General features: G+C 59.1%; 15 protein-coding genes. 3 read left to right on the forward strand and 12 right to left on the reverse strand.

Annotation, left to right across the window (positions count from 1 at the left end; translation table 11 throughout):
* Positions 1 to 32 precede the first annotated feature (32 nt).
* The 5 genes from Q3981_RS01290 to gatC all read right to left on the reverse strand — a co-directional run bounded on the left by Q3981_RS01290 (position 33) and on the right by gatC (position 5,367).
* Positions 33 to 1,064: a 6-phosphofructokinase gene (locus Q3981_RS01290; RefSeq protein WP_204087167.1), complete on the reverse strand. Its 1,032-nt coding sequence runs from the start codon at positions 1,062 to 1,064 to the stop codon at positions 33 to 35.
* 51 nt (positions 1,065 to 1,115) lie between these two features.
* Complete coding sequence (locus Q3981_RS01295; protein ID WP_303123212.1) at positions 1,116 to 2,498, reverse strand: MFS transporter; 1,383 nt, start codon at positions 2,496 to 2,498, stop codon at positions 1,116 to 1,118.
* A 408-nt stretch (positions 2,499 to 2,906) separates the two neighbouring features.
* The gene (locus tag Q3981_RS01300; RefSeq protein WP_303123105.1) at positions 2,907 to 3,548 is read right to left on the reverse strand and encodes an NUDIX hydrolase; all 642 of its coding nucleotides are present in this window, start codon (positions 3,546 to 3,548) and stop codon (positions 2,907 to 2,909) included.
* Positions 3,549 to 3,558: 10 nt separating this feature from the next.
* On the reverse strand, positions 3,559 to 5,070 hold the full coding sequence (gatA, locus tag Q3981_RS01305) for an Asp-tRNA(Asn)/Glu-tRNA(Gln) amidotransferase subunit GatA (protein ID WP_303123107.1): 1,512 nt from the start codon (positions 5,068 to 5,070) through the stop codon (positions 3,559 to 3,561).
* Between the two features lie 3 nt (positions 5,071 to 5,073).
* The gene (gatC, locus tag Q3981_RS01310; RefSeq protein ID WP_046202506.1) at positions 5,074 to 5,367 is read right to left on the reverse strand and encodes an Asp-tRNA(Asn)/Glu-tRNA(Gln) amidotransferase subunit GatC; all 294 of its coding nucleotides are present in this window, start codon (positions 5,365 to 5,367) and stop codon (positions 5,074 to 5,076) included.
* 240 nt (positions 5,368 to 5,607) lie between these two features.
* Between gatC and Q3981_RS01315 the strand changes: the two genes are divergently transcribed.
* Positions 5,608 to 6,270 carry an amino acid-binding ACT domain protein gene (locus Q3981_RS01315; protein ID WP_303123214.1) on the forward strand — a complete coding sequence of 221 codons (663 nt, stop codon included), beginning with the start codon at positions 5,608 to 5,610 and terminating at the stop codon, positions 6,268 to 6,270.
* A gap of 4 nt (positions 6,271 to 6,274) precedes the next feature.
* On the opposite strand, the gene ilvA is transcribed toward Q3981_RS01315, so the two are convergent.
* Positions 6,275 to 7,831: a threonine ammonia-lyase, biosynthetic gene (ilvA, locus tag Q3981_RS01320; protein ID WP_303123112.1), complete on the reverse strand. Its 1,557-nt coding sequence runs from the start codon at positions 7,829 to 7,831 to the stop codon at positions 6,275 to 6,277.
* 89 nt (positions 7,832 to 7,920) lie between these two features.
* Positions 7,921 to 10,008, reverse strand: coding sequence for an NAD-dependent DNA ligase LigA (gene ligA / locus Q3981_RS01325; RefSeq protein ID WP_303123114.1), 2,088 nt, complete (start codon positions 10,006 to 10,008; stop codon positions 7,921 to 7,923).
* A gap of 158 nt (positions 10,009 to 10,166) precedes the next feature.
* Here ligA and Q3981_RS01330 point away from each other — a divergent pair, with 158 nt between their 5' ends.
* Both Q3981_RS01330 and Q3981_RS01335 read left to right on the forward strand, forming a co-directional pair.
* The gene (locus tag Q3981_RS01330; protein ID WP_303123116.1) at positions 10,167 to 10,877 is read left to right on the forward strand and encodes a 3'-5' exonuclease; all 711 of its coding nucleotides are present in this window, start codon (positions 10,167 to 10,169) and stop codon (positions 10,875 to 10,877) included.
* Between the two features lie 90 nt (positions 10,878 to 10,967).
* Positions 10,968 to 11,753 (forward strand): TetR/AcrR family transcriptional regulator, encoded by a 786-nt coding sequence (locus tag Q3981_RS01335; RefSeq protein WP_303123118.1) that lies wholly within the window; start codon positions 10,968 to 10,970, stop codon positions 11,751 to 11,753.
* A 44-nt stretch (positions 11,754 to 11,797) separates the two neighbouring features.
* Here Q3981_RS01335 and Q3981_RS01340 read toward each other — a convergent pair whose 3' ends face one another.
* The 5 genes from Q3981_RS01340 to Q3981_RS01360 form a co-directional block, all read right to left on the reverse strand.
* On the reverse strand, positions 11,798 to 12,991 hold the full coding sequence (locus Q3981_RS01340; RefSeq protein WP_303123120.1) for a hypothetical protein: 1,194 nt from the start codon (positions 12,989 to 12,991) through the stop codon (positions 11,798 to 11,800).
* A 10-nt stretch (positions 12,992 to 13,001) separates the two neighbouring features.
* Positions 13,002 to 14,120, reverse strand: coding sequence for a tRNA 2-thiouridine(34) synthase MnmA (mnmA, locus tag Q3981_RS01345; protein WP_046202511.1), 1,119 nt, complete (start codon positions 14,118 to 14,120; stop codon positions 13,002 to 13,004).
* A gap of 106 nt (positions 14,121 to 14,226) precedes the next feature.
* On the reverse strand, positions 14,227 to 15,384 hold the full coding sequence (locus Q3981_RS01350; RefSeq protein WP_303123216.1) for a cysteine desulfurase family protein: 1,158 nt from the start codon (positions 15,382 to 15,384) through the stop codon (positions 14,227 to 14,229).
* A gap of 90 nt (positions 15,385 to 15,474) precedes the next feature.
* Positions 15,475 to 16,425: an electron transfer flavoprotein subunit alpha/FixB family protein gene (locus Q3981_RS01355; RefSeq protein WP_303123123.1), complete on the reverse strand. Its 951-nt coding sequence runs from the start codon at positions 16,423 to 16,425 to the stop codon at positions 15,475 to 15,477.
* A gap of 90 nt (positions 16,426 to 16,515) precedes the next feature.
* On the reverse strand, positions 16,516 to 17,304 hold the full coding sequence (locus Q3981_RS01360; protein WP_303123125.1) for an electron transfer flavoprotein subunit beta/FixA family protein: 789 nt from the start codon (positions 17,302 to 17,304) through the stop codon (positions 16,516 to 16,518).
* Positions 17,305 to 17,345: the final 41 nt, after the last annotated feature.

A 17,345-nucleotide genomic window follows, 5' to 3' on the forward strand; every position in this document is an offset into this window, starting at 1 on the left:
GCCCGCGTGGGCGGGTAGCTACCGGAAGATGATTATCCGAACAGGGCGGCCGCGGCCTCGTACCGCTCGATCGGAACAACCTTCAGCGTGCCCACGGCATCCTGGAGGCTGACCAGCCCGATGTTCTCTCCCTGGAGGGAAGCGACGGTTCCGTACTTACCTTCGTGAGCTGCGCGGCAAGCGTGAACACCGTAGCGCGTGGCCAGGACGCGGTCATAAGCCGTCGGCGTACCACCGCGCTGAATATGCCCCAACACCGTGGTACGGACATCGTGGCCCAGGCGCTCATGGATAGCGTCGGCAACTTGCTGGCCAACGCCGGTGAAAACCTCGTGACCGAACTGGTCAATCCCGCCAGCCTTCAGCTCCATGGTGCCTTCTTTCGGACGGGCACCCTCGGCAACGACGACGATTCCGTACTTCTCCCCCATCTGGAAACGACGCTCCATGGCTTTACAGATCGCGTCGATATCAAACGGAACCTCGGGGATCACGGTGTAGTGAGCACCGCCGGCCATACCTGCGTGGAGCGCAATCCAGCCCACATGCCGGCCCATGACCTCCACGACCATCACACGATTGTGCGACTCCGCGGTGGTGTGCAAACGGTCAATCGCATCAGTGGCGACGGACACCGCGGTGTCGAAACCGAAGGTGTAGTCCGTCGCGTTAACGTCGTTATCGATGGTCTTAGGGACGCCGACCACCGGGATTCCGTTTTCGTGGAGCCAGAGAGCACCTTTCAGCGTTCCCTCGCCGCCGATGGGGATCAACGCGTCGACCCCCGCGTTCTCTAAGTTTTCCTTAATCTGTTCAATTCCTTCGCGGAATTTGTCAGGGTGTAAACGGCCCGTGCCCAAGATAGTTCCGCCCCGGAGGAGAACCCGGTCAATCTCCTCATCGTCGTAGAGCTGAATTCGGCGATCCTCGAGGAGCCCCACCCAGCCATCTTCATAGCCGACCACGGTGGAGCCATATTCAGAACTCGCGGTGCGGACAATTCCACGAATCACCGCGTTCAGTCCCGGGCAATCACCACCGGAGGTAAGAGTCGCAATACGCATAGTGACTACCCTAGCCGGATCGCCGGCGCGTTGCCTATCCGGGACCACCTACTACTTTCCGCGCGTTGCAGCTGTTGTTCCTTGGAATTGCGTAACGACGACCAAACCGATCAACAACACCGCTGCCGGGAAAATCATCGTCCAACCCAATGACGACACTGGGTCGGTATGCTGCATGAACACGTCGAGCGTCGCTGCAACGGTCGCGGAACCGATCACTGAACCAACTTGGCGCGTGGTGTTGTACACACCTGAACCCGCGCCTGTTTTTTCCATCGGGAGGTCGCGCATGGTGGTCGTCGAATTGGGCGCCCACACGAACGCGTTGCCCAACCCCTGCAGAGCGATGGGCACAAACATCCACCACACGGACGTGTCCGGCTTCATCACGAGGAAGTAGCAGAGCATGGACAGCGTCATGAAGGTAAATCCGGTCAGCGATAGCCGACGCGGTGGCACCGTATCTGACAGACGGCCGACGAACGGGGATAGCAAACCTGATATCAGAGCCATCGGCACCATCATCAGGCCGGCCTTCAAGGCCGACATGTGGTGGAACTGCTGGAAGTAAATCATGATCGGGACCATCGGACCTGCCACAGCGAAGCCCATCGTCGTGATCGAAATATTCCCCACCGAGAAATTCTTGTCCTTAAAGAGCGACAGCGGGACGAGCACTTCGACGCCGCGCTGAGCGCCCCACTTTTCGATCATGATGAAAATACCGAAGACGACGACGGACGCTGCGATCATGATCCAGATCCACGGTGCCCAGTTTGCGTTGCCACCCTCTTGGAGCGCGAAGACCAGCAAGAACACCGCGATGACAGAGGTCACGATGCCGCCCCAGTCGTAGCCGTGGTTTCTCGTCGGCAATTGTGGCACCCACTTGAGCACCATGATGACTGAGACCACACCGATCGGGACGTTAACGAAGAAAATCCATTCCCAGCCGATCCACGTGGTGAGTAACCCACCGAGAACCGGGCCGGCCAAACCTGCCATTCCGGCGGTGGCACCCCACAGTCCCATGGCGGCACCGCGACGCTCACGAGCGAAGATTCGGTTAATCACGCTCATGGTTTGAGGGGTCAACAGAGCAGCACCCAGCCCCTGAACAGCACGCGCGGCGATCAGCCAATGAATATCGGGTGCTAAACCACAGCCCAGGGACGAGAGAGTGAAGACGACCATGCCGGCGACATAGACGTTCTTCGGCCCGATCTGATCCCCCAGTCGGCCTGTGACCAGCAGTGGGACTGCATAGGTCAGGAGGTACACCGACGTGACCCACAGCACTTGGCTATAGTCGGCATTCAGCGCACTCTGAAAATCAGGGGTTGCCACTGCCACAATGGTCTGATCCAGAAGGATCATAAAAAAGCCGATGCAGAGCGCCACTAGCGCGCGCCACGCGTCTTTTTCTGGGATCATCCCTTGGGGTTGTCCCGCCTGAGCGGAGGTGGCTGAGGGATTATTCGTTGCTGTGTTGGTCGTCGTCTCTTGGTGCGACGATCCGTTGAGGTTACCAGTCAAAAAAGCTTCCTTACCTCTTAATTATTCACCACTATTTATCTACTCATCGCTACAAAAGAAAAGAGTGAACGCTGACGGAATTTCGGGGTTGCTATCCCGTGAAAGTCAGCGCATGTGTCCGCTGAGCCTTCACGGAACTACCCGAAACTACTCGAAAAGCGAACTATTTAAGGTGAAAGCCGTGCCTCCAGCATTGACTTCACCTAGTCCATCCAGACAGGTTACGCGCACATAAAGATCATCGCGAAACCTTAATTCGGGTCCGCGATCAGATGGTGACCACGGATCTTGGGGTCGTACATCAAGCTATCGAGGCACCACCCAGAGCGCTCCCTCGCCAGACTCATTAGCACGCATCGTCGGCTGAGAAACATCGCCATGCTGGACGACACTCGACGTCATCGGCAACGAACTCCGGAACGGAGCCATTAAATCCAAGCTTTCGATCTCAGATTCCGGCACCCACACCAGTTCAATGGATTCATTATTCTTGTGCACCTCAAGTGGATGAGAGGCAAAGGCGGACACGGTCGTATATGTCCACTCGCGCACACTGGGGTCCATGAGCCCTACCCAACGCTTCCCCGTCAGTGAGGTGTACCAGGGCAAACGCGGCCATTCTTCAGCTGGCGCCCTCCGCACCGCATAATCCACGGGGACCCGCGTCGTCACTTGTTTTTGTACGACGGTGACATCGTCGGGATTGAGACCGGCTTCTTCAATGGCTTCACGTAACGCGGCTTCTTCGACTGTTTCATCCGCATCACGTGCCCCGCCCGGTACACCCCAGGTGAGAGGCATTGATGTCCACTCGGCACGATATTGCATGAGGACCATGGGAAGACCATCAGGCCCCGGCGCTCGGAGCAACAATCCCGCTGCTCCTTCGACTCCCCAGAAGCGCGCACCGTTTGCTTGAATTGCCCAACCGTCTCCACTGTGGTCCATAGGCCCTAACCTACTCTTGTGACTCTCCCGAGCGAGCAGCCTCATATGCAGCACCGACGCGATACAGCCGATCATCCTGGTGTGCTGGGGCCATAATCTGCAGGCCAACGGGAAGATTCGTATCGGAGGCCAGCCCCGACGGAACAGACATACCGCACAGGCCCGCAAGGTTCAGCGGCAGCGTGCACAGGTCGAATCGGTACATCGAAATGGGGTCATCGACCTTGGTGCCCAACTTGAACGCCGTCGTCGGCGTCGTCGGAGAGACCAGCACATCGACCTTCTCGTACGCCTTGGCAAAATCGCGAGCAATCAGCGCACGGACACGCTGAGCCTGCAGGTAGTAGGCGTCATAGTATCCGACAGAGAGCGCATACGTTCCCAGGATGATGCGTCGCTTGACCTCGGAGCCGAAGCCCTCTTCACGGGACAGCTCCATCACGTCGTTGGCCGAGTGATGGCCATCATCACCGACACGCAGACCGTAGCGCATGCCGTCGAACCGGGCGAGGTTCGAGCTCACCTCACACGGAAGAATGAGGTAGTACGCGCTCAAGGCGTCATCGAAGTGAGGACAATCCACATCTACGACCTCCGCACCCAGGCGAGAGAGCGTGGCCACGGCTTCGTTATAGGACTCGAGGACGCCGTCCTGGTAGCCATCGCCAGCCAATTGCTTCACGACGCCGACCTTCAAGCCGGACAGATCCCCCTTCGCGCCCTCGCGAGCGGCCTGAACCACCGGCGCAACGGGGCGGTTGACCGAGGTTGAATCGTGCGGATCGTATCCAGCGATGACCTCGTGCAACAGGGCGGTATCCAGCACTGTGCGGCCGGTCGGGCCACCCTGATCAAGCGACGACGCACACGCAACGAGGCCATACCGCGACACTGTGCCGTAGGTCGGCTTCACCCCGACGGTGTTGGTCAGCGCCGCTGGCTGGCGGATAGATCCACCGGTGTCGGTACCGATCGCGAGGGGTGCCATTCCCGACGCCAACGCTGCGGCCGAGCCACCGCCGGAGCCACCTGGGGTCCGGGCAAGATCCCACGGATTGTGCGTCGGCCCATACGCGGAGTTTTCCGTGGACGACCCCATGGCAAACTCGTCCATGTTGGTCTTTCCGACGATAGGGATACCGGCCTCACGCAGACGCTTCGTCACCGTCGCGTCATACGGGCTCATGTACCCTTCAAGGATTTTCGACGCACACGTCGTCGGCGCGTCCGTCGTCGTAAAGACGTCTTTTAAGGCTAAAGGAACACCGGCGAGGGGTGATGACGGCTTCTCGCCGCGAGCGATACTGTCATCAACTTTCTTGGCCGCCGCAAGAGCTTCGTCGGCAGAAACATGCAGGAAAGCGTGGATATCGCCGTCGATCTGTGAAATACGATCCAGGTGCGCCTGGGTCGCTTCCACCGAGGACACGTCGCCGGAATGGATTTTTTCCGCCAGATCCGCCGCGGTGTACGTCGTTAAATCGTCAGCATTGAAGTTCGCAACGCGATATGTGGTCTCCATGGTTTACTCCCCCAGAATCCGCGGTACTTCGAAACGGTCACGCTGGCTAGCCGGGGCCTGATCCAAGGCCTGCTCAGCCGTCAACGTCGGATGAACTTCATCCTCGCGCATAACACCGGCAAGATCAGAGGGATGGCTCATCGGCTCAACGCCCTCGGTATCAACATTCGATACTTTCTGGACGTGCTCGATAATGCCGTCGATCTGGTCAGCGAATTCATTCAGCTCGTCGTCGGTGAGAGAGAGCCGAGACAAGCGCGCAAGGTGCGCGACCTCGTCGCGGGAAATAGAAGACACAGTGGTTCCTTCACCTGGTGTGACAATGATGACTCCCCTAGCTTAGCCGGTTCCGGGATTCATGTGGCCTTAGGGGGACGGCCGCCGACGCTGGCCACGCGAACCGGGGCACGACGGCAAGGAATGCACCAATCTGTCTATTTCTGTCACCCGGTTCCCACGCGTGTCACAGAGAACGCCTACACTGTCTAGTTGATCACAGGCAATGATCACACCGCACCGTCGAATAAAGGGTTTTCTATGTCGTTCCTCCTCCGCGTCTTCCTGCCTGATGCTCCCGGCAGCTTAGGCCGTCTTGCCGCATCCATCGGTGAGGTCGGCGGAGATATCCGCAGCGTCGATATCGTCAGCCACAATTTTTCCGACGGTGCCGTTGTGGACGATATTGTCATCGATCTCCCGCCCACGTCCCTGCCCGACACCCTCATTACCGCAGCTCAGCAGGTCGACGGCGTCGAGGTCGATTCCATCCGCCCATTCTCCGGGTCGGTGAACCGTTCCGGTCAGGTCGCCATGTTGGCCTCGATCGCCCAAGCACCATCCCGAAGCAAGGCTCTCCAGCTTCTTGTCGACGGACTTCCGACGACGATGTCGGCGGGCTGGGCCATTGTGCTGAGCGGGCGGACCGATGTGCATCGCGTTGCTGCATCCATGGCCGCCCCCGAGGATGATGGGCGCATCCTTCAGTCCACCCCGGTGACGACGGCCCGGTGCCTCGACCGCGAGGATGACGATTGGCTGCCCGAAAGCTGGACGGTTATGGATTCCGCGCTTGCTGCCGCACCGATTAGCGACAAGGACGACGTTCTTGTCATCGGCCGCCCGGGCGGGCCGGATTTCCTTGCCGGTGAGGTTGAGCATCTCGGCAAGCTCGGCACCATCCTGAACGCAATGATGGACTAGTGGCCTACGACTTGAGGAAGTACGTGTAGGCCACAGAGTCCGTGACCTCCTTGAACTGGTACCCCAGCTCTTGCATGTGATGGTCGAAATCATCGTCCGACCCATCGCCCGCCGGGTTCTCCGTGTCATCGAATCCGCAGAGCACGCGGCCGTAATCCATACCGTGGCTCCGGTAGTGGAAAAGGCTGATATTCCAGTGCGTGCCCAGAACCTTCAGGAAGTGGAGCAAGGCACCGGGGTGCTCCGGGAACTGGATGGAGAACACGCGCTCGTTGAAATGCCTTGGGGCGCGCCCGCCGATCATGTAGCGGACATGTTCCTTCGCGGCATCGTCGCTGGATAAATCGACGACGTCATAGGAGCGCTCCTGCAAGTCCGCGATGATGTCATCGCGCTCTTGATCTCCCTCGTGGAGCTGAACACCCACGAAGATGCGGGCACGATCATGGTCATCCACGCGGTAGTTGAATTCCGTCACCGACCGCCCGCCGAGAACCTGACAGAACTCGAGGAACGCACCTTTACGCTCCGGAATAGTCACACCCAGAAGCGCTTCGCCATGTTCACCCAGCTCAGCACGTTCGGAAATGTACCGGAGGCCATGGAAATTCAGGTTCGCACCAGAGAGCACGTGGGCCAGCCTCTCACCATGCACTCCATGGGTCGTCACGTATTTCTTTAACCCCGCGAGAGCAACGGCCCCCGATGGCTCAGCCACCGCGCGAGTGTCGTCGAAAATATCTTTGACGGCAGCACTGATTTCGTCGGAATTGACCGTGATGACCTCGTCGAGATTATCCCGGCACACGCGGAAGGTCTCGTCACCGATGCGGGCGACTGCCACACCTTCCGCATACAAGGACACGCGGTCTAATGTGACGGGCTCGCCGGCCTTCATAGCCGCGGTCAAGCAGGCCGAGCCCTCAGGCTCCACACCGATAACGCTGATGCGCGGGTTCAGCTGCTTCAACACGACGGCCACGCCAGCAGCTAGACCACCGCCACCGACGGGAACGAAAACACGGTCAACTGTCGACGCTTGCTGGAAGATTTCCAACCCGATGGTCCCCTGACCAGCGATGACATGCGGGTCGTCGAACGGAGGGACGAAAACCCGGCCCTCGGATTGGGCAATTTCAGAGGCGCGTTCCTTGGCCTCGTCGAAGTTGTCGCCGAAGAGGAGGACCTCGCCGCCGAAGTTCCGGACCGCATCGACCTTAATCTGCGGGGTCATCGTCGGCATAACGATGAGTGCCGAGACATCCATGATGCTGCCGGACAAGGCGATACCCTGCGCATGGTTACCTGCCGAGGCAGTGACCACGCCACGGCGTTTCTCGTCGTCGGTGAGGGCCGCCATGCGGGCGTAGGCGCCGCGGACCTTGAAACTATGGACCGGCTGGGTGTCCTCGCGCTTGACATAGACGTCATTGCCCAACCGCTGCGACATCCGCGGCATCGGCTCCAGCAGGGTCCTCTCCGCGGCGTCATACACAGGAGCTCGGACAACCAGGCTCAAATAATCAGAATTGGAAGGGTGGGGGTTCTGGGCGGGGGACATTGTGTTACTCCTGAGTGTCGTCTATCTCATGTCGTCTATGTCGTCGTTAGCATCATGACCGAAAAGTCGGCTAAAGGGAAAGCCGCTGCTTAAGCCGGGTCACTCACATGGCCTGTTTCTAAAAGCTCTTTAAATTCGTCCTCGTCGAGAATACGCAACCCGAGGTCCCGTGCCTTCGTCTCCTTCGATCCAGCATTAGCCCCGACCACGACATAATCCGTCTTCTTGGACACGGACCCCGCTGCCCGACCTCCCCGAGAGATGATCGCTTCCTTCGCCGAGTCGCGCGTGAAGTCCTCCAAAGTACCTGTGACGACGACGGTCGTGTTCTCCAAAGTCTGAGGTTGCGCCTGCTGCTGGTCTTCCTCCATGCGGACACCGGCCGCGGCCCAGGCGTCGACAATTTTTATATGCCAATCGACGGCAAACCATGAGCGCAACGACGCCGCGATGATGCTGCCCACTCCATCGATCCGCGCCAATTCTTCCTCGGACGCGTTACGAATGGCGTCGAGAGAGCCATACTTGGTGGCCAGCGCGCGGGCAGCTGTAGGGCCCACGTGACGAATGGAGAGCGCCACGATAACCCGCCATAGCTCGGTGGATTTCGCCTCCTCGAGGTTTTTCAGCAACGCCTTCCCCGTCGCATTGACCTTCCCAGCCTTGGTAGTAAACACCGAGGTCATCAGAAGATGGGATTCATCGAGATCAAAGAGTTCGGACTCGTTAGTCAACGCTCCCGACCTGATCAGATCCTGGATACCCGACACGCCCAAGGCATCGATATCGAAGGCGGACCGGCCGGCCAAATACGTCATACGGGCGAGCAACTGACCGGGGCACCCTTGTGTATTAGGGCATCTCCAATCAGCGTCATCCGCCTTGGCCTGCACCAACGGTGTGCCGCACTCAGGGCAGACAGTAGAGAACACGAATGGTTTTTCGGACCCGTCACGCGCATCCGCCACCGGGCCCAGGACTTCAGGGATGACCTCACCGGCCTTGCGGATGGTGACCCTATCACCGATCAGCACACCTTTGTCGTGAACTTCCGATGGGTTGTGCAGCGTCGCCCGAGCAACCGTTGACCCGGCCACCAGGACGGGATCCAGCACGGCGTACGTCGTCGCGCGACCAGTCCGGCCGATGCCGATGCGAATATCGCGCAGCGTCGTCACGACCTCTTCGGGCGGATATTTGTAGGCAATAGCCCAACGGGGAGCGCGCGAGGTCTCCCCCAAATCCTCCTGCTCAGCGAGGTCATCAACTTTGACGACTAGACCGTCCATTTCGTGGGTCGCGTCGTGACGGTGCTCGCCCCAGTACTCCATTTGGGCAATGACCTCATCGGCCGAGGTCACGCGCTTGGTGTACGGAGATACCCGGAAACCCCACGCGGCCAAAGCAGTGTACGCATCATGTTGAGTTGCAGGCTCCCAGCCTTCGCGCGCGCCGATCCCGTGGCAGATCATCGACAAATTCCGCTTAGCGGTTTCCGCCGGGTTCTTTTGACGCAAGGATCCCGCGGCGGCATTGCGCGGGTTGGCAAAGGGCTTCCGGCCTTGCTCCACGCGGTCGGCGTTAATCACGGCGAACTCTTCGACGCCGATAAATACCTCGCCGCGCACTTCCAGCAACGCTGGTACGGGATACTCGTCCGTCGGGGAAATTGTTTGAGGGATATCGGAGATCGTCCGGGCGTTCGGAGTGATGTCTTCGCCGGTGACGCCGTCGCCTCGAGTGGCGGCGGAGACGAGTTCACCATCGCGATACACCAGATCGATGGATAAACCGTCGATCTTTAACTCTGTTAAGTACGTCGGCGCGGGGGTTCTATGCAGCCACTCCAGCAACTCTGATTTCGAAAAAACATTGTCCAGGCTGTACAAGCGCTCGATGTGGCGGACCGGGGCGAAAGTTACTTCGCCTGCACTGGTCTTGGCAGGGGTTGGAACGGGAGCGCCCACTTCAGCCGTCGGTGAACCATTCTTGGCCAGCTCCGGATGGTCCGCTTCCAGGTCTTGGAGGATCTTGAAAAGGTGATCGAATTCGGCATCCGAGATCACGGGCTCACTGTTGTAGTACAAGTCACGGTGGTGCCGAACATCAGCAGCAAGTTGGTTCCAATACGCTTGAAGATCGGTGCTCACGTCAGTGGAATTCCCGGAATTATTCACACGCCCAGCATAGAGGGATTTCACCGCCGGCCCACATCACAGCTGCCACCGCCAGCGCACGCCGTGGACAACGTCGCAGGTGCTACCACAGGTCCTACCACGGGCAATGCCGGCGCGGACCGAACACCTATCCCCGTGTCCGACCCGTCGTCTAATCTATGCCTATGCCGCTTCCATCGTCCGCGCCGAGTCACTTTGATCCCGCCTCTATGCTCAGCTTCGATCTGGAGACCACGGGCACCAACCCTCTACAGGCGAGAATTGTGACGTCGGCACTTGTGTCCATCCATGGTGGATCGGCCAATTCCACCGAGCTACTCGCCGACCCTGGCATTGAGATTCCCGAGTCGGCGTCGAAAATTCATGGGATTTCGACGGAGTACGCGAGGGAACATGGTGAACCTCATGACGATGTCTTGCACAAGACGATTCGTGCGATTTACGACGGATGGGAGCGCGGGCAGACGCTCATCGTCTTCAATGCGGCCTATGACCTCACGATTTTGCGGCACCTGGAGCCGTCATTTGTCTGCAGTGGATTAGTGTTCGATCCCCTCGTGATGGACCGGGCGTTGGAGCCACAACGGACGGGTCCGCGTAAGTTGGGGACCTTGGTGAAGCGTTATGGAATTCAGTTGGATAATGCCCACAATGCCAGCGCAGATGCCCTCGCGGCGGCTCGGGTGGCGTGGAAAATGGCGCGGATGTGGCCTGATTTGGTCAAGAAAACGTCCGATGAGTTGATGGAGTTTCAGGCCGTTTCTTATTTCGACTACCAAATACATCTGCGTGACTATTTCGCATCACAAGGTCGGGAGATGACGGATTTCTCCACCGCGTGGCCCATGCGGGATGGTTCACGCACGTGACCCACATGCAACAGTAGGGCTGCTACACAATGATGGGGTTTTTCTTCCCCGCTACTTTCACTCACCACAATTAAAGGTTAGGATAGCCTCATGCCAAGGATTTCAGCGAAGTCAGTGATTGAACACCGGCGTCAAACGTCCGAGAAAATTCTCGATGCCGTCGAAGAAATCCTCGAAGAATCCCAAACCGACCAGAACGCAGCCCCGCTCACTGTCGGGACTGTCGCCAAGCGCCTCGGTATGGGCAGGTCAAGCCTCTACCGGTATCACAACAATGTCGACGACATGATCGAGGCCGTCGTCGTTCGGGATTTCCCCCGACGCGCCCAGGTCATCACCGACCAAATGGACGATGCGCCAGGGCCGCTCGACGCTATCGAGGCCTATGCCCGCGCCAGCTTCCGCGAAGCCCGCGAGTCCCGGCACTCGTGGCGATCCGCTCTTTCCCGGGTTCATCTTGACGACGACGCACGAGCACGAATTGGACGTCTGCACGCCAAATTGACCCAGGCTCTGGCGCGTGAGGTGGATAAACTGCCCGACATTCCGGCGGAATTGAAGCCGGAGCTGATCTCGAGTATCCAGTCGCTTATTAATGCTGGTGTCACCGCGATGGGCGGTTCCATGAATGGCCATGGTGGGGCCAAGGGGCCTCACGGTCGCGAAGTCACCTCAGGTTCCTCTGGTGAGGATAATGCCGAGTCCGGGCACGATTCTGTCCCCGTGATGCAGCACCACACCGCGGTGGAAACCGAGAACACTCGTGCTGTTGAACCGCTGGATAACACCGAAGTGGAAGATTGGTACGTCACCGCTATTCAGGCTGTGATCACTGCCGCACAGAGTTCTGTGCAGCGCCCAACTCAATCCAAGTAAATGCGGGGTCGGCGGGGCTGCTAGCAGGGTTGATCCTGCCGCGACTATAGATCTCCGCTATCGCGGCGGAGCATATCCCTCACATCGTCAGCTAAACGCAGCGATTCCGCAGTGGACTGCTCCCGCCCACGTCGGCCATGCCCTTCGACAATGCTCACCCGCTCCCCCATGAGAGTCGGGGTAATCCCCATCGCCTTCCACACGCGGGCAATGCGCACCGCACGATCACGGGCGGGATCCTCACTAGCGTACGCGGTTGTCACGATGACCTGGTCGCGATCGTGGTCACCAGTGTCAACACCGGCACGAGCACCAGCACCGTCGGCAGTAGCCCCGGGACCGACACCAGCAGCATCATCGGCAGCACTGTTGTCGCCCGCCACGCCGATCACCAATGTCCGACCATCAGCGTCGATAAGCTCACCCACTCGGTCGAGCATGTGGTGCGTCGACGACCCGTCCGCCGCAGCGCGTTCCAGTTCATCCAACCCGATCAGCGGCATTGCCCACGCTGGCATCTCGAGATCATCCGGTAGCGATGCCCCGCAAGACATCACAACATCAGCAACAACACCCTGAGAGGCGTCGTCGGTAGTAACCCCTCCTAGCTCGTCGAACACGCCCTCGATAGTCCTGTCCCACTCAGTACTCAGAACATCGTTGTGGACGGGAGGAATAATGTCCCAATCGGTGGTTCCGGCGATACGTCCCCGGACGAGCGTGCCCACGTAGGGCTCCTCAATATGCAGGACAATACGCTTGCCAAACCGGCGGTGAATCTCCGAAAGGTACTCGGCGACGCCGCCACTCCACTCGTCGTGAAAACCGCGAACCGCCGATCTATCCGACACAATACGGTGACCGTCCGATAATTCCGTCGCGACCGCCAGTGACCACGGGCCCATGACCTGGACCTTCATCTCCTGGCTAGAGAGCGCAGAACCACCTTCCCACGCTTCCTCGTACACATCGATATCGCGATGGATCTCATCGTTGCGGCGGCGTGATGCCACCGTCGGGCCCGACATTTGCCACGATCGTGGTCCCTGAATATAGGAGGACGAGAGCAATGACAACGTCGATCCCGACAAGGACGACCCCACACCACGGTTAATCAACTGCGGGATGAACGGCAACGCAGCCTCCCCCGCAATAATGCGAGCCGCTTCGCGCGGATCATGAGTCTCCAGGGCTCCCCACCCCGACGCCCACGTCGCGCCGGCCGATTTCTGGTTCATGGCCAGCATATTAGCTGTTCGAGGACGCGCCCGCGGTGGTTGGTTGCAGCTTAGAGACCGACACCGTGTCACAAATCGTCCCCGAACCCAACACAATGTCGCCATCAGGGTCGGGACGGTAAATCACCGCGGCTTGACCGCGCGCAACACCAGTCAGAGGTGAATGGAGATCAATCGTTGCCACGCCGTCGTCAATAGTTACCGTGGCGTCGACAACACCGCCATGGGCACGAACCTGGACCTGGCACTCCTGCGTCGATCCTTCATGCTCATCGAGGCGGATGAGACGGTCGGCATACAACCGCCCGACGCGAAGATCGTCGCGCGTGCCGACGGTGACAGTTCCGGTGTCAGCATCAATATCGGTGACATACCTGGGTTTACCGTCGGGCGCTGGACCAGGTAGACCGAGGCCCTTACGCTGCCCAATGGTGAAACCGTAGATGCCATCGTGATGGCCGATCACGTTGCCATCCTGGTCTTTCAAGTCACCCGACCGGACGCCGATGTGGTTGCCCAAGAAGGCCTTCGTATTCCCATCCGGGATGAAGCAAATGTCATGGCTATCGGGCTTCGAGGCCGTCACGAGTCCAGCAGCCTCCGCCTCTTTGCGGATATCAGGCTTGCGGGTGTCTCCCAGAGGGAATAAACAATGGGCCAGCTGCTCATCGTTCAAAACACCCAGGACATACGACTGGTCTTTCTTATCGTCGATGGCCCGGCGGAGTTCGCCATCCTTCAACCGCGCATAATGGCCCGTCGCCACGGCATCAAACCCCAGCGCGATACCACGGTCGAGCAGCGCCTGGAATTTGATCTTCTCATTACACCGCAGGCAAGGGTTGGGGGTCTCCCCCATCTCGTACGAATTAATAAAAGGATCGACGACGTCCTCACGGAATCGATCGGAGAAGTCCCAGACGTAGAAAGGGATTCCCAACGCGTCGGCGACGCGGCGAGCATCGCCGGAGTCTTCCAGCGAACAGCACCCGCGCGAACCGACGCGCAACGTCGTCGGCGTCGAGGCTAGTGCTAAATGAACGCCGATGACCTCATGCCCCTCGGCGACCAATCGCGCAGCGGCAACGGATGAATCAACACCGCCGCTCATTGCTGCCATTACACGCATGACAATCCCATCTGTTGAATACGAAACTAAGCCACACACTTTAGGTAGTTGTGCTCACCAGGACAACCCTGCTTATGCCATCCCGCGGCTTACGGCCTCCGCCGATTTATGCCATCCCGGCAGCACGCGCCTGTTCGACGATCTTCGGGAGGACCGCTTCCAGAGTGGCGACGTCATTCTCCGACGTCGCCCGACCCAAGGTAAACCGCAGCGTTCCGCGGGCGGCGACGGGTTCCACTCCAATCGCCATGACCACGTGGCTCACCCGATTCACGCCAGCCGCACATGCCGATCCCGTCGACGCGTCGAAACCCGCTTGATCCAACAACATAATGAGGCTATCGCCTTCCGCGCCCGGAAAACTCACGTGAACGTGTCCCGGCAGTGCTGGCTCCGCGGTATGAATTAACGAATCCGGAATCTCTCGGCTAATAAAGGACAGTAAGCGGTCCCGAAGGCCGGAAAGCCGAGCGCGTTCGGCATCCATCTCCTGACAGGCCTCGGTCAAGGCGGCAGCGGTCCCCACCGCACCGGCAACATTCAGTGTTCCTGGGCGAATGGACCTTTCCTGCCCGCCACCACGCAGAATCTTATGCAGATTCGTCGCGCGCCCGCACAACAACAGGCCGGTTGATCGCGGGCCACCAAACTTGTGTGCCGACGCCGCAATCGTCGTCGCCCCCGACGAATGGAAATCCACGGGAACGTGGCCAACGCCCTGCACGGCATCAGCATGCCACGGGACGTTGTGCTCTGCGGCCAGCGATGCAATCTCATCAACCGGTTGCAGCGCGCCGGTTTCATTATTCGCCCACTGGAGAGCCATGAGCGCAGCTGGGCCGTCGGCAAGAACGTCGGCAAGAAAATCGGTGCGGTAATGGCCGCTGGAATCGACGGGCACCTCGATAACATCAGCTTCTGGCCCCGGGGATGAAGGATCTGTGCCCAGCGCTTTGGCCGGTTCTAACACGGCGGGGTGTTCCACCGATCCGACGATGACACGGTGGGGCGATGAACTTTCATGGGCACGTTCGGCATAAAGCCCCTGCACAGCAAGGTTATCGGCCTCTGTTCCGGATGCCGTGAAAATGACCTCGATCGGCTCGGCACCGAGCAAACGCGCGATGGTTTCGCGGGCTTCTTCCACAGCTTTGCGTGCATCACGCCCTGACGCGTACTGGCCCCCGGGGTTCAACAGATCCCACGAGTCCATGATGGCGTCTTTGGCAACCTGTCGGAGAGGACTTGTTGCGGCATGATCCATAAAAAAACGAGCTGTAGTCACCCTTCGAAGGGTAATACAGCTCGTTCAAGCCTTCATCTAGTGCTCACGCGCCGAGCGGTGCTGATTCATCTAGCGGCTTTTAATAGCCTCGGTAGCCTGGGGAGCTACATCGAACAGGTCACCGACGATACCGAAGTCGGCGATCTCAAAAATGGCTGCTTCCTCATCCTTGTTGACCGCAACAATGGTCTTGGATGTCTGCATACCTGCCTTGTGCTGGATAGCGCCCGAAATTCCGAGCGCAACGTAGAGGTCTGGCGACACTGTCTTACCCGTTTGTCCCACCTGGAACTTGCCTGGGTAGTAGTCAGAGTCGACGGCGGCACGGGAGGCGCCCACTGCAGCGCCGAGAGCATCGGCCAGGGGCTCGATAACGTCGGCGAACCCGTCGGCGGATCCGACGCCGCGACCACCAGAGACCACGATCTTCGCTTCGGTGAGCTCGGGGCGGTCGCCAGCCTCTGCCGGGGAGAAGGACGTGACCTTCACGGCAACCGGGCCGGGCTCAGGCATCTCGACGGGCTCAATATTTCCTGCGGCCGCCTGGGGCTCGGGATCCACCGAACCGGGACGGAGGAGGAAGATCGGAGAGGATCCTCCAACGGAGAGCTCGACGGTGTAATCGCCACCGAAGATAGAGCTGGCTGCGGTGTGGTCGGCATTAATCTCGGTCACGTCGCAGAGAACACCGGATGCTACGCGAGCACCGACGCGCCCACCGATCTCTTTGCCCGTCGCGGAGGAGGAAATGATGACGGGCACTTCGAGGCCAGCTGCCAGGGCGGACAAGGCGTCGACAGAAGGCGTGACCAAGTAGTTAGCAGCGTAATCGTTTTCTGCTGCGTAAATGGTTTCCGCACCCGCAGCGGCTAAGTCGTCCTTCAAGGCTTCTGCTGTGCCCTCAGCACCAACAACAACCGCGCCCACGGAACCAAACACGCGACCAGCGGTAATCAGTTCATTGGTGTTGTTGGACAAGGCTCCATCAGCATGTTCAACGAGAACTAGTACATCAGTCATGGGAAAGTCCTTTCGTTACCGGCCATTACTGACCGGATATTCCTGTTAGTAGACAAACAACGATGGTGAGTTATGGTCTCGATGCCACGTTTAGATGAGCTTTTCGTTGGCCAAGAATTCCACGAACTTCGTTCCGCCATCGCCTTCGTCGGTAATGATTTCACCAGCGGACTTTTCCGGCTTGGGTGCGTATCCGGTCACGGACGTCGCAGCATTCTCCAATCCGACGTTGGCAGCGTCGACTCCAATATCTTCGAGACCGACCTGCTGAATCTTCTTCTTCTTGGCTGCCATGATTCCCTTGAAAGCAGCGAAACGGGGCTCATTGGCCTTCTCAGTTACGGAGATAATGGCCGGTGTCGGAGCCTCCAGGCTGTAGACGCCCTCTTCACGAGCGCTTTCGCCGGTGACCGTGCCATTTTCGACGGAGAATGAACGCAGACCAGTCACCGCGGGGATCTGGCGGTATTCCGAGATCAACCCGGGCACAGTTCCCATATTGCCGTCGGTGGACTCGTTGCCGCAGATAATGAGTTCGATGTCGTCAACCAAGTTGAGGGCCTGCGACAGTGTCCATGCAGTTCCCAGGACATCGGAGCCAGCGAGGGCATCATCACACACGTGGATAGCTTCGTCGCAGCCGAGCGACAGTGCCTTCCGCAGTGCTTCCTTGGCACTTTCGGGGCCGACGGTCAACGCGGTGACTGTGTAATCCCCTCCTGCTTCCTTGAGCTGAAGGGCTGCTTCCACGGCGTTTTCATTGATCTCGTCGAGAACCTGATCGGTGCTCTCGCGGTCAACGGTGTAATCGTCCTCGGTGAGCTGCCGCTCGGAGTAGGTGTCCGGTACTTGCTTAACTAACACGACAATGTTCGACATTCATTCACCTTTCTCATGGTGTCGGGGCGAAAAACCGGAGG

It is taken from the genome of Corynebacterium sp. (genome assembly GCF_030530965.1).
In the GTDB taxonomy this organism is placed as follows: domain Bacteria; phylum Actinomycetota; class Actinomycetes; order Mycobacteriales; family Mycobacteriaceae; genus Corynebacterium.

Bases quoted from the DNA above. Each gene is read 5' to 3' on its own strand.
- Q3981_RS01290 (WP_204087167.1), bottom strand. From the start codon at position 1,064: ATGCGTATTGCGACTCTTACCTCCGGTGGTGATTGCCCGGGACTGAAC.
- Q3981_RS01295 (WP_303123212.1), bottom strand. From the start codon at position 2,498: ATGATCCCAGAAAAAGACGCGTGGCGCGCGCTAGTGGCGCTCTGCATC.
- Q3981_RS01300 (WP_303123105.1), bottom strand. From the start codon at position 3,548: ATGGACCACAGTGGAGACGGTTGGGCAATTCAAGCAAACGGTGCGCGC.
- gatA (WP_303123107.1), bottom strand. From the start codon at position 5,070: ATGGAGACCACATATCGCGTTGCGAACTTCAATGCTGACGATTTAACG.
- Q3981_RS01315 (WP_303123214.1), top strand. From the start codon at position 5,608: ATGTCGTTCCTCCTCCGCGTCTTCCTGCCTGATGCTCCCGGCAGCTTA.
- ilvA (WP_303123112.1), bottom strand. From the start codon at position 7,831: ATGTCCCCCGCCCAGAACCCCCACCCTTCCAATTCTGATTATTTGAGC.
- Q3981_RS01330 (WP_303123116.1), top strand. From the start codon at position 10,167: ATGCCTATGCCGCTTCCATCGTCCGCGCCGAGTCACTTTGATCCCGCC.
- Q3981_RS01335 (WP_303123118.1), top strand. From the start codon at position 10,968: ATGCCAAGGATTTCAGCGAAGTCAGTGATTGAACACCGGCGTCAAACG.
- Q3981_RS01340 (WP_303123120.1), bottom strand. From the start codon at position 12,991: ATGAACCAGAAATCGGCCGGCGCGACGTGGGCGTCGGGGTGGGGAGCC.
- mnmA (WP_046202511.1), bottom strand. From the start codon at position 14,120: ATGCGTGTAATGGCAGCAATGAGCGGCGGTGTTGATTCATCCGTTGCC.
- Q3981_RS01350 (WP_303123216.1), bottom strand. From the start codon at position 15,384: ATGGATCATGCCGCAACAAGTCCTCTCCGACAGGTTGCCAAAGACGCC.
- Q3981_RS01355 (WP_303123123.1), bottom strand. From the start codon at position 16,425: ATGACTGATGTACTAGTTCTCGTTGAACATGCTGATGGAGCCTTGTCC.
- Q3981_RS01360 (WP_303123125.1), bottom strand. From the start codon at position 17,304: ATGTCGAACATTGTCGTGTTAGTTAAGCAAGTACCGGACACCTACTCC.